At 41.5% G+C, this 14,625-nt stretch carries 13 protein-coding genes, 1 tRNA gene, 1 rRNA gene, 1 other RNA gene and 1 other annotated feature; of the genes, 12 read left to right on the top strand and 4 right to left on the bottom strand.

The features are described 5' to 3' along the window. Positions 1-107 (top strand): 5S ribosomal RNA (rrf, locus tag AC59HZ_RS30770); the annotation flags it as partial. Positions 108-495: 388 nt separating this feature from the next. Here the strand turns inward: rrf and AC59HZ_RS30765 are convergent. Further along, complete coding sequence (locus AC59HZ_RS30765; protein ID WP_496549505.1) at positions 496-1,437, bottom strand: YaaC family protein; 942 nt, start codon at positions 1,435-1,437, stop codon at positions 496-498. Between the two features lie 108 nt (positions 1,438-1,545). On the opposite strand from AC59HZ_RS30765, the gene guaB reads away from it, so the two are divergent. The 4 genes from guaB (at position 1,546) to AC59HZ_RS30745 (ending at position 6,640) form a co-directional block, all read left to right on the top strand. Next, positions 1,546-3,012, top strand: coding sequence for an IMP dehydrogenase (gene guaB, locus AC59HZ_RS30760; RefSeq protein WP_496549504.1), 1,467 nt, complete (start codon positions 1,546-1,548; stop codon positions 3,010-3,012). A gap of 201 nt (positions 3,013-3,213) precedes the next feature. Then, positions 3,214-4,533: a serine hydrolase gene (locus tag AC59HZ_RS30755; RefSeq protein ID WP_496549507.1), complete on the top strand. Its 1,320-nt coding sequence runs from the start codon at positions 3,214-3,216 to the stop codon at positions 4,531-4,533. A 239-nt stretch (positions 4,534-4,772) separates the two neighbouring features. Further along, positions 4,773-4,998 (top strand) — a binding site (T-box leader). Between the two features lie 50 nt (positions 4,999-5,048). Next, complete coding sequence (gene serS, locus AC59HZ_RS30750) at positions 5,049-6,329, top strand: serine--tRNA ligase (protein WP_496549503.1); 1,281 nt, start codon at positions 5,049-5,051, stop codon at positions 6,327-6,329. 218 nt (positions 6,330-6,547) lie between these two features. Further along, positions 6,548-6,640: transfer RNA gene (locus AC59HZ_RS30745), tRNA-Ser, on the top strand. A gap of 350 nt (positions 6,641-6,990) precedes the next feature. On the opposite strand, the gene AC59HZ_RS30740 is transcribed toward AC59HZ_RS30745, so the two are convergent. From AC59HZ_RS30740 to AC59HZ_RS30730, 3 genes are all read right to left on the bottom strand, one after another. Next, on the bottom strand, positions 6,991-7,686 hold the full coding sequence (locus AC59HZ_RS30740; RefSeq protein WP_496549502.1) for a deoxynucleoside kinase: 696 nt from the start codon (positions 7,684-7,686) through the stop codon (positions 6,991-6,993). A gap of 16 nt (positions 7,687-7,702) precedes the next feature. Beyond that, positions 7,703-8,350, bottom strand: a complete 648-nt coding sequence (locus AC59HZ_RS30735) for a deoxynucleoside kinase (RefSeq protein ID WP_496549501.1) — start codon at positions 8,348-8,350, stop codon at positions 7,703-7,705. A 215-nt stretch (positions 8,351-8,565) separates the two neighbouring features. Beyond that, positions 8,566-9,855: a glycosyl hydrolase family 18 protein gene (locus tag AC59HZ_RS30730; RefSeq protein WP_496549500.1), complete on the bottom strand. Its 1,290-nt coding sequence runs from the start codon at positions 9,853-9,855 to the stop codon at positions 8,566-8,568. Between the two features lie 106 nt (positions 9,856-9,961). Here AC59HZ_RS30730 and tadA point away from each other — a divergent pair, with 106 nt between their 5' ends. The 7 genes from tadA to AC59HZ_RS30695 all read left to right on the top strand — a co-directional run bounded on the left by tadA (position 9,962) and on the right by AC59HZ_RS30695 (position 14,286). Continuing rightward, a complete protein-coding gene (gene tadA / locus AC59HZ_RS30725) occupies positions 9,962-10,474 on the top strand; it encodes a tRNA adenosine(34) deaminase TadA (protein ID WP_496549506.1) in 513 nt (170 codons plus the stop codon). A 91-nt stretch (positions 10,475-10,565) separates the two neighbouring features. Beyond that, positions 10,566-10,831, top strand: an RNA gene (ffs, locus tag AC59HZ_RS30720) — signal recognition particle sRNA large type. A gap of 128 nt (positions 10,832-10,959) precedes the next feature. Next, positions 10,960-12,654 carry a DNA polymerase III subunit gamma/tau gene (gene dnaX / locus AC59HZ_RS30715; protein WP_496549499.1) on the top strand — a complete coding sequence of 565 codons (1,695 nt, stop codon included), beginning with the start codon at positions 10,960-10,962 and terminating at the stop codon, positions 12,652-12,654. A gap of 20 nt (positions 12,655-12,674) precedes the next feature. Beyond that, positions 12,675-12,995: a YbaB/EbfC family nucleoid-associated protein gene (locus tag AC59HZ_RS30710; RefSeq protein ID WP_335715321.1), complete on the top strand. Its 321-nt coding sequence runs from the start codon at positions 12,675-12,677 to the stop codon at positions 12,993-12,995. A gap of 67 nt (positions 12,996-13,062) precedes the next feature. Continuing rightward, on the top strand, positions 13,063-13,659 hold the full coding sequence (gene recR / locus AC59HZ_RS30705; protein ID WP_335715320.1) for a recombination mediator RecR: 597 nt from the start codon (positions 13,063-13,065) through the stop codon (positions 13,657-13,659). A 33-nt stretch (positions 13,660-13,692) separates the two neighbouring features. Then, positions 13,693-13,911: a YaaL family protein gene (locus AC59HZ_RS30700; RefSeq protein ID WP_496549498.1), complete on the top strand. Its 219-nt coding sequence runs from the start codon at positions 13,693-13,695 to the stop codon at positions 13,909-13,911. Positions 13,912-14,022: 111 nt separating this feature from the next. Then, on the top strand, positions 14,023-14,286 hold the full coding sequence (locus AC59HZ_RS30695; RefSeq protein WP_223596733.1) for a pro-sigmaK processing inhibitor BofA family protein: 264 nt from the start codon (positions 14,023-14,025) through the stop codon (positions 14,284-14,286). Positions 14,287-14,625: the final 339 nt, after the last annotated feature.

The following is a 14,625-nucleotide window of genomic DNA, read 5'->3' as shown; positions in this document are numbered from 1 at the left end:
ATGGCGAGAAGGTCACACCCGTTCCCATACCGAACACGGAAGTTAAGCTTCTCAGCGCCGATGGTAGTTGGGGCACGCGCCCCTGTGAGAGTAGGACATTGCCAGGCAATTAAAAGAGACAATCCGAGGGGGTTGTCTTTTTGTATTGGGATTAATCTTTTTTCGTAAAATGAAAATAGGACTTTATTGTGGACATGGGAACTGAAAAAATAAAGGGCCGAGTCCACTAAAGCGCTTATAGAGGACATGGGTATTGGAAAAATGAAAGGTCAAGTCCACAAAAGCAATTATAGGGGACACGGGCAGTGGAATAATGAAAAACCGAGTCCGCCATAGCGCTTATAGGAGACTCGAGAGTGGAAAAATAGAAGGCCCAGTCCGTAATAGCCCTCAATCCTGTTAAGGACAGAACTTCCTACCGATCCACCCCAAAAACTCACTTTCATAACCCAAATGAAAGACAAAATTAAGAATCAAACCTCACCGAATTGTCTCTCACCCCATCAAATACTGATAAACCAAAAATGGACCCTTTTTCATCGTAATCCCCAAAAACGTATCAATAAACGGATAATCCCGATTCGGCATCATTTTCGTTAATTCACTCCACCATTCCGTTTCATAACGAGCAATCATACTCAGGTTATACAACAATAAATAATGGATCAGCAGCTCAGGAAAATTAAAAAGATTACTTTTATGAAGCGGCAATCCATAGGAGTTATTTTCCAAATTAAACTTCACCGGGGAAACACCTGAAAGAACCTTCTCACCAGCCGAAAATCTAAGCCCTTCCCCCAAAAACTCAACCTCATTAGCAACCTTCGAAGCAAAAAACTCTTTAAACCGCCCAACTGTCATGTGAAAGTGATCCAAAACCATCTCAGGAATTATAAGCTGCTCACCTTGCTTTTGTAGTTTTGCAAAAGTTCTCTTGCCCTCAATTAAAAAGTATAAATCATCCAGCTCTGGTATAAGCTGTAGTAATTCCTCCATGAAGACTTTTTCCCCTTCCAATTGTTTCACATGAAACATTTTTTCTGACATATAGGGGAAAAGGCCGTTTTTTTGTATCTTCACCTCATCCTGAAAGAATAGATAATTTTGTTTTTTTCTTTTTCGAGTGGAAACTCCATGTGCTAAAACAGCTGTCGTTTCAGGATAGGCAGGATCTATGGTTAAAATGCATGCTTTAATTAAATGAACGAGACCATAAAAAAGAAGAATTGGTTTTAAAATAAGCGGGGATTTTTCAGCCTGTTCATAATATATTTGTCCATGTTCAAGATAATAAAGAAAGGCATAACCGTTTTCATAACTTTTTTGTTCAGGATTTTCGACTCCGCTTTTTTGGTAACATTTTCTTAAAAAAGCTTGGCAGTATTCTGCTGAAAAGAAGCAGGCAAAGCTTTTCCAATCCTTATATTGAATATCCAAAATACAATCACCTATTTTCAGAAAAATCAAATTAATACTTCTTCCTTGACAGTATTTTGTCCAATTGTTAACCTACAAATAAAATTTTTTGTCCTGGAGGCCGTTAAAATGTGGGAAACTAAGTTTGCAAAAGAAGGTTTAACGTTTGATGATGTGTTGTTGATTCCTGGTAAGTCTGAAGTTTTGCCGAGAGATGTGAATTTACAAGTAGAGTTATCGCCTAATGTAAAGCTTAATATCCCGATTATCAGTGCGGGTATGGATACTGTTACCGAATCGGAAATGGCAATCTCAATTGCCCGACAAGGCGGCTTAGGGATTATCCATAAGAATATGACCATTGAACAGCAGGCTGAGCAGGTTGAAAAGGTAAAGAGATCAGAAAGTGGAGTAATTAGCGATCCATTTTACCTAACCCCAGATCACCAAGTATATGATGCAGAGCATTTAATGGGGAAATACCGAATTTCAGGTGTGCCGATCGTAAATAACATGGATGAGCAAAAACTGATTGGAATTATTACCAACCGTGATTTGCGTTTTATCCAAGATTACTCTTTTAAAATTTCTGACGTGATGACAAAAGAAAATCTTGTTACTGCACCAGTAGGCACAACATTGAAGGAAGCTGAAAAAATCCTTCAAAAGCACAAAATTGAAAAGCTTCCGCTAGTGGATGATCAAGGTGTCCTAAAAGGACTAATCACCATTAAAGATATTGAAAAGGTCATTGAGTTCCCTAACTCAGCCAAAGACCGCCAAGGGCGTTTATTAGCCGGTGCAGCTGTCGGCGTTACAAGCGATACTATGAAACGTGTCGATAAGCTTGTTAAGGCAAGCGTAGACGTCATTGTTGTCGATACCGCACACGGGCATTCAAAGGGCGTTCTCGACACGGTTAAACAAATTAGAGAAGAATATCCTGAATTGACCATTATTGCAGGAAATGTGGCCACTGCTGAAGCTACAAAGGACTTGATTGAAGCGGGGGCCGATGTTGTGAAAGTGGGAATTGGACCAGGTTCAATTTGTACCACAAGGGTCGTTGCAGGTGTAGGTGTTCCACAAATTACCGCTGTTTATGATTGTGCAACAGAAGCAATGAAGCATGGAAAAACAATTATTGCCGATGGCGGAATTAAATTCTCAGGGGATATTGTCAAAGCGCTCGCAGCCGGCGGTCATGCCGTCATGCTTGGAAGTTTATTAGCTGGGGTAACTGAAAGCCCAGGAGAAACGGAAATCTTCCAAGGACGCCGCTTTAAAGTTTACCGGGGAATGGGCTCCGTTGCCGCGATGGAAAAAGGTTCAAAGGACCGTTATTTCCAAGAAGATAATAAAAAGTTTGTTCCAGAGGGAATTGAGGGCCGCATTCCATATAAAGGGCCACTATCCGAAACAATTTACCAGCTGATTGGCGGTCTTCGTTCAGGAATGGGGTATTGCGGAACAAAAGACCTGTATGATTTAAGAACAAAAGCACAATTCATCAAAATGACGGGTGCAGGCCTACGAGAAAGCCACCCGCATGATGTACAAATCACAAAAGAAGCACCAAACTATTCAAACATATAATTTTTAAACAGAGGGGCTAGTGAGCCTCTCTGTTTTTTTATGAAAAAAGTCCTGCCTAGTACAAAAAATGGATGTAAGATGGGTCGATGCTCTGTCTATGATTTACTAGGCAGTTATGATAAAATAACCAAGGTGTAATAAAACGTTGGAGGGTTATATATAGTGAACAAACATGTTTATCAAAAATGCATTGCCGGCTTCATGGCAATCATGTTGTTTTTCAGCCTATTTGCCGGGGCGAGTTCAGCCAAGGCAGAAGCAGCTTTAAATGTAAGTGCAGACGGTGCGATTTTAGTCGATGGAGAAACAGGTAAGGTTTTATACGAAAAGAATGCAGATACTGTACTAGGAATTGCTAGTATGACGAAAATGATGACGGAGTATCTATTACTAGAGTCCGTAAAAAAGGGGAAAGTGAAATGGGACCAAGAATACACTCCAAGTGACCTTGTGTATAAAATCTCCCAGAGAACAGATCTTTCCAATGTTCCATTAAGACCAGATGATAAATATACAATCCGTGAGTTATATGAGGCGATGGCGATTTACTCTGCCAATGCCGCAACCATTGCGATTGCTGAAAAAATTGGCGGTTCGGAAACGAACTTCGTTAAAATGATGAATGATAAAGCAAAGAAGTTGGGATTGAAGGATTATAAATTCGTTAATTCCACTGGTTTAAATAATCGTGATTACAATGGAATGCAGCCGGAAGGAACAGGTGCGGAGGATGAAAACGTAATGTCATCTCGTGCCGTTGCCAAATTAGCGTTCCATTTAATTAATGATTTCCCAGAAGTACTAAAAACTGCAAGTACGCCAAAGAAAACCTTTAGAGAAGGCACAACCGACCAGATTAAGATGGATAACTGGAACTGGATGCTGCCATCTTTAACGTACGGCTATGAAGGTATGGACGGGCTTAAAACAGGTACAACAGATTTCGCTGGCTACTGCTTCACCGGAACGGCGAGCCGTGATGGCAAGCGATTTATCACAGTTGTACAAAATGCCAAAGATGCTAGCGGCCAAGGCGGCTATAAGGCGCGTTTCGACGAAACAAGAAAAATGATGGATTATGCGTTTAGCAATTACACAAAAGAAGAAGTGGTTCCAAAGCATTATCAAGTGAAGGACCACAAAACAATCCCTGTTATTAAAGGGAAAAGCGATCAGGTAAAGATCTATACCAAATCAGCCATCAACATGGTGATTTTAAATGGTGAGAAGAAAGAGTATAAACCTGTTTTGGTATTAGATAAAAATAAGGTGAATAAAAAAGGTGAATTAACAGCTCCAATTAAAAAAGGCGATAAGATTGGAACGTTAACAGTTCAACCGAAAAATGGCGAAAAGGTCAGCTTCTTAACGGAAGAAGGTCAAAAGAAGGTTCAGGTCGATGTCATTGCGGCGCAGGATGTTGAAAGGGCAAACTGGTTTGTGTTAATGATGAGAGGCATTGGCAATTTCTTCGGCGATGTATGGCACGGGATTGCCAATACCGTTAAGGGCTGGTTTTAATCCTCACGTTTATATGGGAATATAAGCTATTTTAAAAAAGGATTCTTGTCTTGACAGGAATCCTTTTTTGTTGCTTTAATGATTTTATGGAAAAAATTAATTCCGACATTTTTCGTGGAATTTGCCTCACGGCTTACTTCGTGGAAATGGTGAAGGAAGCAAAGGCAAAGCAATTAGTATAGAACTGGTTGCATTTGGATAAATTATATAGTAAATTAAGTAATACAAAATCCATATTGTTTAAAGCAATGAGAGGAACTAGTAACAAGAAGATTATTCTTGAAGAGAGCCGGTGGCTGGTGTGAACCGGTGGATAAAGCTTGTGAATCCCTCCTCGAGTAAGGTACGGAACGTCTTTTTTGTAAAGGCCAGTAAGTACTTTCGGTACAAAACCGTTAACGTTTTTGAGGTGGACAGTTTCGGCTGTCAACCAGGGTGGTAACGCGGGTAACTCTCGTCCCTGTTTTTGGGGCGGGAGTTTTTTGTTTTTATTTTTAAAAAGGGAGTGTAGTGGGATGTTAGATATTAAAGTATTAAGAGCGAATTTTGCGGAGGTTAAAGAAAAGCTGCAAAATCGCGGTGAAGATTTAACAGATCTGGGCCGATTTGAAGAGCTTGACTTAAAACGACGTGAACTAATTGTTGAATCTGAAAAATTGAAAAGCCGTCGGAATGAAGTTTCTCAGCAGGTTGCAGCATTAAAACGCGAAAAACAGGATGCTGATCATTTGATTACGGAAATGCGCGAAGTGGGTGACCGCATTAAAACACTAGATGAGGAGCTTAGAGGTGTAGAAGAGACATTGGAATTATTGCTGCTCAGCATTCCGAATATTCCACATGAATCTGTTCCTGTCGGTGAAACAGAAGATGATAATGTCGAAATCAAAAAGTGGGGTCAAGTGCGTGAGTTTGAATTTGAAGCAAAGCCACACTGGGATATAGCTGACCATTTAGGAATTCTCGATTTTGAACGGGCAGGAAAAGTAACTGGAAGCCGTTTTGTCTTTTACAAAGGGCTTGGGGCACGATTAGAGCGAGCGTTAATGAGCTTTATGCTAGATTTGCATGTTGATGAGCATGGATATACCGAAATCCTGCCGCCATACATGGTAAACCGAACAAGCATGACGGGCACAGGGCAGTTGCCGAAGTTTGAAGAGGATGCCTTTTTAATTGAAAGTGAAGATTATTTCCTCATTCCGACTGCAGAGGTGCCGGTTACCAACTATCACCGTGATGAAATCTTAAGCGGCGAGGAGCTGCCAATCCGCTTTGCGGCGTACAGCGCATGTTTCCGTTCAGAGGCAGGTTCAGCCGGCCGAGATACCCGCGGGTTGATTCGCCAGCACCAATTCAATAAGGTAGAGCTTGTAAAGTTTGTGAAGCCTGAGGATTCTTATGAGGAGCTTGAAAAGCTGACAAATGATGCAGAAAGAGTGTTGCAGCTTCTGGAACTTCCATACCGCGTTCTAAGCATGTGCACGGGTGACCTAGGGTTTACTGCCGCGAAAAAGTATGACATTGAGGTTTGGATTCCAAGCTATGGAACTTACCGCGAAATCTCTTCTTGCAGTAATTTTGAAGCATTCCAGGCGAGACGGGCTAATATCCGCTTCCGCCGCGACCCTAAGGCAAAGCCTGAACATGTTCATACACTTAACGGATCTGGCCTTGCGATTGGCCGCACGGTGGCTGCTATTTTGGAAAATTATCAGCAGGAAGACGGCAGTGTCGTGATTCCAGCCGTACTGCGACCATATATGGGCAACCGCGAGGTCATTAAGCCTTTATAAAAAAATTGCAACTTTGAGAATTGTCTAGCTGCAGCGCCTAGGGGCTCGAGGTCATAAGCCAATCCGTCGAAAAGGTTATAAAGCAACCTTCCCGCCGGCACGTCTTATTCTTGTCGCCCCTAGGAAAAAATGAACTACTTTTTTCCCCTGATCAAGGCGCTTCCACTTTTCCTCTTGACATGCTAGTCATATTATGATAAATTATCTTTTGTTGATACGGAGGAATACCCAAGTCCGGCTGAAGGGATCGGTCTTGAAAACCGACAGGCGGGTTAAACCGCGCGGGGGTTCGAATCCCTCTTCCTCCGCCACAATATACTTACAATCGCGCATAAAACTGGAGATAAAAATTCGTTACATATACATGTAGCGGATTTTTTTTATTTAGAGGAGATTTTTAATTGAGAGAGAGGCTCCAAATGCCGTAGGATGTCCCAAAAAGGGAGTAACGGTAATTAGGAGAGGCTTCAAATGCCGTAGGATATCCCAAAAAGGGAGTAACGGTAATTAGGAGAGGTTCCAAATGCCCGAGGAGGCCCAAAAATAAGAGTAACGGTAATTAGGAGAGGCTCCAAATGCCCGAAGAGGCAAAAAATTATGCCCAACGGTCACTAAGAAACTCACAAAACACTCCGCAAGATGAAAAAACACCAACTGGCTATCAGCCAATTGGTGTTTTTGTTATATTTAAAATCTCGTTTAATTTTTCTTCCACTTCACGGCAAACGCGCTCGGCATCATCATTGCTTTTTACGACATCAGTGCTATCCATATCAATAATTAATACTTCACTCGCATCATATTGATTTAATACCCAATCATCATAGCCCTTCCACACTTCAAAATAATACTCTTTTAACTCTGGGTTAATTTCAAAGCTGCGGCCGCGAGACATAATTCGATCAATAACTGTATCAAAGGATCCCTTGAGGTAAACCATTAAATCCGGTGCTTTTTTCGGAAGCTCCTTGAGTTCCTCCATCATGTTTTCCACGAGATCTTCGTAAATTTTAAATTCTAAATCCGAAATTCTGCCTAATGTTTTATTCACATAAGCAAAGTACCAATCTTCATAAATCGACCGGTCTTGAATGGTGTAAATAGGCTCAAGCCAATTAATACACTCTTTTACCGTTTTGAAGCGTTTATTTAAAAAGAATAATTGAAGCAGGAACGGAATTCTTCGTGCATCTAATTCCTCAGGTGTCAATTCATAATAAAGTGGAAGAATCGGATTATCATCCACCGTTTCGTAAAATACCTTGCTCTCAATTCCTTTATTTTTAAAGTGTGCATTTAACGTATCTGCCACACTTGTCTTGCCAAGACCAATCATACCACCAATAACGATACTCACTAACATCCCCCTGTTTCTATAATGTGTTAGACCAGCTGCTCTCTTTTAACGATAATGATAGTTTTTCAATAATATGATTTAAATCTGCTTCATTTTTGACAAAATCCAACTCATCGCCGCTAAAGCGAAGAACAGGGATTTCCGGGTGTTCCTTTTCAAAGCTTGTAATGGCATTTTCATAGTCGATGGATAGTTGTTCTAAATATAATGGGCTGATATTTTTCTCTACTTCGCGCCCTCTTATTTTTATTCGGCCGAGTAACGTATCAAGACTTGCATTTAAGTAGATAATGACATTTGGCTTTGGCATATCTTCCGTTAAAATTTGATAAATCTTGTAGTACTTATTGTACTCATCAGGATTCAAAGTCCGAGAAGCAAAAATCAAATTTTTAAATATATGATAGTCCGCTACAACTGACTTGTTTTGGCTTAAGTAATGGTTATTGATATCCCCTAATTGCTTAAAGCGATTGCAGAGAAAGAACATTTCAGTCTGGAAACTCCATTCCTCAATATTTTCGTAAAATTTCCCTAAGAATGGATTTTCATCAACAATCTCTTTTAATAAAGCAAAATTAAAGTGTTCTGAAATGGCCTTTGCAAGTGATGTTTTTCCAACACCAATCGGCCCTTCAACGGTAATAAAGGGTGTATCCCCCATTGCAAGTCCTCCTTCTCCAACTGCCTGCACTCTCTATGATTAACCAGGATAAACCGGATAATTTATTCTATTTTTGTCATGGTAATTCTTTTGACACAAATGATATTTTATCACAATCTGTTGCAGGAAGGGATATGGAAAATTTAGAAGTTAGTCGTTTCTTGTCAAATATATGAAAAAACTGCCGAGTGAGGGCAGTTTTTGTCAGAAATATTTTATGTCCCACGTTTTGTCACATGGAAATTATCCACGATCAACAGCCAATTTTGCGGGAAGGAGAGACCGAGTTTCCAGTAACTCATTCCTCGCAAATTCATCGCTTTGATTAAGTCAAATTTGGCTTGGATGGAGCGGGCATCTTCAAACCAAACCTCATGTCTTTTTCCGCTGCTATCGGTGTAGTTAAAATGTGGAGCCTGCGCTTTTATGTCATATTGAATCGGGACATTATGCTGTGCGGCGAGCTTGATGGCCTCCTGCGGGCTGACTGCCTTGGCGACTGAGCCTTGGACAAATGGGAGCGTCCAGTCATATCCGTACAGGTTCTGCCCCATCAAAATTTTATTTGAAGGAATTTCGGTAACCGCATAATCTAATACCTTCTTTACCTGATCAATCGGTGATACAGCCATTGCAGGGCCGCCGCTATATCCCCATTCATAGGTCATAATGACAACGAAGTCTGATATTTGTCCATGAGCTTTGTAATCATGGCCTTCATACCATTTCCCTTTCTGGTCTGCACTCGTTTTGGGAGCAAGTGCGGTAGACATAAGCCAGCCCTCACGGTTGAATCGCTGCTTTGCTTTTCTTAAAAAGCTGTTATACGCCGCGCGGTCGACAGGGCGCAAAAATTCAAAGTCAAAGTGGATATCGCGGAAGCCGTATTTTTTGGCCGTCGCGACAATATTGTCGAGAAACTTATCTTGGATCTGCATGTTCGTTAATAAAATGCGTCCTAATTCATCGCTGAATTGATCATTTTCCTGATTGTTGATGACCATCATTAAAACATTGCGGTTGGCCCTGGCAATGGCAGGGAAGTTATTTAGTAACGGCTCTTTCAAGGTGCCGTCACGTTTTGCTTGAAAACTAAATGGTGCTAAATAGGTAAGATAGGGTGCGGCTTCGCGAGCGCTTTCCTCCAGGACAGGGGCAACCGTATCGCCGCGCGGCTCGACGTACGCATTAAACTCGGCATTTCTTTTTATTCCCGGTGGAATATAGAGACGATATCCAACAGAGAGGGGCTGATTGACTTGAATTCGATTTACGGTCGCAAGTGTCTGAGCTGAAACACCATACCTTCTGCCTATAGTGGTTAAAGATTCTCCGGATTGAACAAAATGAAAATGACCGACAATCGGAATAACCATTGATTGTCCAATCACGAGATTATTTGGATTCGGAAGCTCGTTTGCTTCAACTATATCTTGAACCGTTGTATGGTATGTTCTCGCAATGGTCGTTAACGATTGATTTCTCTGGACAACATGAATTTGCATTCATATTACCTCCCAACGTATATGCGCTAGAACTATTCTATGAGGGCATGTGCAGATAAATGTTATAATGTAGATAAATAAATGGTAGGACGGTTTATTTATGGCGATAGATATAGATCAAGATGAATTTTTTATGATGGAAGCTATTAAGGAAGCCAAAAACGCAGAGGCTCTAGATGAGGTGCCAATAGGGGCGGTACTCGTGTTAGATGGTAAAGTGATTGCGAGGGCTCATAATTTGCGGGAAAGTGAGCAAAATGCAATCGCCCATGCCGAGCTGCTTGCCATTGATCAAGCTTGCAAGGAATTAGGAACATGGCGGCTTGAAGATACGACTTTATATGTGACCTTAGAACCTTGTCCGATGTGTTCAGGGGCGATTATTTTATCAAGAGTAAGAAGAGTCGTATACGGTGCGGCGGACCCTAAGGGCGGCTGTGCGGGCACCTTGATGAATCTCCTCGAGGATGAGCGCTTTAATCACAAGAGCGAGGTCGTGAATGGAGTATTGGAAACGGAGTGCGGTCAATTGCTTTCTAACTTTTTTCGAAAAATTAGAGAGAGAAAAAAACGGGAGAAACAGCAAAGAAATGAGGGACTGTTAAAAGATTTACAGTAATTTACAAAGGATAAAGATTGATTTTTTCTGAGATTGTATGTATACTAAAAAAGCGTCAAATACGACGCCTTAATATTTGGTATCAACTTTGCCGTGCTAGGTGGGGAGGCAGCGGTGCCCTGTACCCGCAATCCGCTCTAGCGGGACTGAATCCCTTCTCTGAGGCTCGCGACCTGTAGGGTCTGCCTTAAGTAAGTGGTGTTGACGCCTGGGTCCTGCGCAATGGGAATCCATGAACCATGTCAGGTCCGGAAGGAAGCAGCATTAAGTGGACGCTCTCATGTGCCGCAGGGGTGCCTGGGCTGAGCTAACTGCTTAAGTAACGCTTATGGGCGCCAGTCGAAGGAAGGTGCACGGCAGTTTATTTTACATAATTAAACTCATCCTAGAATAGGGATGAGTTTTTTGTTATTCTTTTTGTAAAAAGGAAAATAGATACGTTATAATAGTTAAGATGAAAAATTTTTGAAGGGGGCGATTGTAGTATGTCTTATCAGGCATTATATCGTGTTTGGCGTCCACAGAAATTTATTGATGTAGTAGGACAAGAACATGTAACGACGACATTGCAAAATGCCCTGCTTCAACAAAAGATCACCCATGCCTATCTTTTTTCCGGACCAAGAGGAACAGGTAAAACAAGTGCTGCTAAAATATTAGCAAAGGCAATCAATTGTGAGCGTGCTCCAGTTTCAGAGCCATGCAATGAATGTGCGGCCTGCCGCGGGATTACTAATGGGACGATTTCCGATGTATTAGAATTTGATGCTGCCTCCAACTCCAGAGTCGAAGAGATGCGTGATGTTCTTGATAAAGTGAAGTTTGCTCCGACTGCGGTGAACTACAAAGTCTATATTATCGATGAAGTGCATATGCTATCGATTAGTGCCTTTAATGCCCTGCTAAAAACGTTAGAGGAACCGCCAAAGCATGTAATCTTTATTTTGGCGACAACAGAACCTCATAAAATTCCATTAACGATTATCTCAAGGTGTCAGCGCTTTGATTTTAGGCGGATTACCGCGGGTTCCATCGTCAATCGGATGAAGTTGATTGTCGATGAAACAGGCGTTAATTGTGACGTGCACGCCCTGCAGATGATTGCCAGGGCGGCTGAAGGCGGAATGCGTGACGCCTTAAGCTTATTGGATCAAGCGATTTCCTACAGTCATGACCGTGTCACGATTGAAGATGCTCTAACGGTAACAGGTTCAGTATCCCAAGGATTTTTAAATAAATTAGCTGCGGCATTCCGGGATAAAGATGTTGCTAGCGGGTTAGAGGCATTAGATGAGCTTTTGTTTCACGGAAAGGACCCGGCTCGATTTATCGAGGATATGATTTTGTTTTATCGTGATATGCTGCTTTATAAAACAGCACCCAACCTCGAGGAATCCCTGGAAAGAGTTATGCTGGATGATGAATTTCGCGAAATGGCTGAAGCGATTCCGACTGAGCAAATCTATCAACTCATTGATCTCCTTAATAAAACACAGCAGGAGATGCGCTGGACAAACCACCCAAGGATTTTTTTAGAAGTAGCGATTGTAAAGCTATGTCAAATGGAAGCAGCACAAACTATGCAATCTGGGGCGGCACCAGCAAATGTCGATCATTTGATAGCAAGAATTGAACAGCTCGAAAATGAATTGAGGCAATTAAAGGAAAATGGTGTGGCGATTTCCGCGCAAGAAGCGGCTCCAGCACCGCAAAAGACTGCCCAGAGGAGTTCGAGAAAAGGATTCCAGCCGCCTGTAGGTAAGATTAATGAAGTGTTAAAGCAGGCAACCAAAAATGATTTAAATCAGATTAAGAGTAAATGGGGCGAAATGCGGGCCAATTTAATCAAATCGCATGCGGCCTTACTTAATGAAGCAGAGCCAGTCGCAGCTTCGACTGATGCTTTAATTATAAAATTTAAACATGAAATGATTTGTCAAATGGCGATGGATAGAAGGGATTTCCTCGACGGAATTACCGCGGCCTTAAATAAATTCACCGGTAAAAGGCTTTTAATCTTAGGAGTACCCGAGGAACACTGGATGTCGATCCGGGAAAGCTTTCTGAGCACACAGCATGGTGAAGAAGGAGAAAGCGGCGGACCGGAACATGAGGAAGAACCTCATATTGCTGAGGCCAAAAAATTATTTGGCGAAGAGTTTGTTGAAATAATTGACTAAAAAATGGAGGTAATTTAAAAATGATGCGTGGCGGAATGGGTAATATGCAAAATATGATGAAGCAAATGCAAAAAATGCAAAAGCAAATGGCTGAAGCTCAAGAGAAATTAGGCGAGGAGAAAATCGAAGGAACTGCTGGCGGCGGCATGGTTACTGTCGTGGTAACAGGTCATAAAGAAGTAGTCGATGTTCAAATTAAACCGGAGGCAGTTGACCCAGATGACGTGGAAATGCTGCAGGATCTAGTCCTTGCTGCTGTAAACGATGCCCTTAAAAAGGCAGAAGAACTAACAAACAATACAATGGGACAATTTACAAAGGGAATGAATTTACCGTTTTAATAAAAATATATAGCCAAAGTGCGTAGGTACCATGCACTTTGGCTTTTTTTAAGAGAGGAATATTACCATGCACTATCCTGAACCCATATCGAAGCTGATTGACAGCTTTATGAAACTGCCGGGCATCGGTCCAAAAACAGCCGCCCGCTTGGCTTTTTATGTGTTAAGTATGAAGGAAGACACCGTGCTTGATTTTGCAAAGGCATTGGTGAATGCAAAACGAAATCTTACTTATTGTTCGGTCTGCGGCCACATCACCGATCAAGACCCATGTTATATTTGTGAAGATCAACGCCGGGATAAAGGCATAATATGTGTAGTACAAGATCCTAAAGATGTGATCGCGATGGAAAAGATGAAGGAATTTAACGGATTATACCACGTTTTACACGGGGCGATTTCGCCGATGGACGGGATTGGACCAGAGGATATTAATATCCCGGATTTGTTAAAACGATTACAGGATGAAACTGTGCAAGAGGTCATCTTAGCAACAAATCCAAATATCGAAGGCGAAGCAACAGCGATGTATATTTCTCGGTTGTTAAAGCCGTCAGGCATTAAAACAACGAGAATAGCCCACGGTCTGCCGGTTGGCGGGGATCTTGAGTATGCAGATGAAGTAACCCTATCCAAAGCATTAGAGGGCCGGCGGGAATTATAGGATCGCACCAAAAAAAGACCGGAGGATTCGAATATGTTTTTTCGGCGTAAAGGCTGGCTTCGAAAAGAATATGATGAAAAGTTTTTGATCCAGCTAAACAAATATAAGGAACATTGGCAGCAGGAAAAGCTGCTGTTGGAAAAAAGCTTTGACCCATCTGATGAAGTGATTTGTCAAACAAAGATTGCAGAAGCGAAATATATCTTCCTTTTAAGAGAAGCAAAAGAACGGAATGTTACTTTAATGAGGTAAGATTTAGTCGTGGCACTTATTGAGGGTGCCACGGCTTTTCCTTTTTCTCAGGTCTATTTTTTTGAGCTTGTACATATGTTTTATAAAGGACCTAAGAAGGGGGATCACTTTTTGGAACCAATTGTTGTCATTTCCGTTTTAGGCGGGCTAGTTATTTTGTTATTATTTTCGGGGGCTCCCTTTAAGCCTGCTCGTTTTGTGGGCCAAGCAGCCATAAAGTTATTAATCGGGGCATTATTTTTGTTCTTCCTCAATGTTGCAGGTAATCATTATGGCATTCATGTACCAATTAACTTCGCCACTTCTGCAGTTTCAGGCTTTTTGGGCATCCCAGGCTTATTAGCATTAGTAGCCATTCAGCATTGGATTATCTAACAGTTGAAGCCGCTGAAAACAACAGCGGTTTTCCTTTGAAAAAAATAAGAAAAAAAGTATTGACCATCTAAATGATATGCTGTAATATAGTAAAAGTCGTCACCGAGACGACAACAACTAATAAAAAAAGTTATTGACTTTGAGTTGGTTGTTTGGTAAGATAATAAAGTCGCTTTCGGGCGATAAAGAAATCGATCTTTGAAAACTAAACAAACAAAAACGTCAACAAACAATAATATTCGTTTTTTTTTGAACGAGCCAACGTTTTATTTTATGAGCTAATCAACTTTCTTGGAGAGTTTGATCCTGGCTCAGGACGAACGCTGGCGGCGTGCCTAA

The organism is Neobacillus sp. DZ-9 (assembly GCF_059587065.1).
Note: the sequence above shows the minus strand (reverse complement) of the source record. Positions and strands in the feature narration are given on the sequence as shown.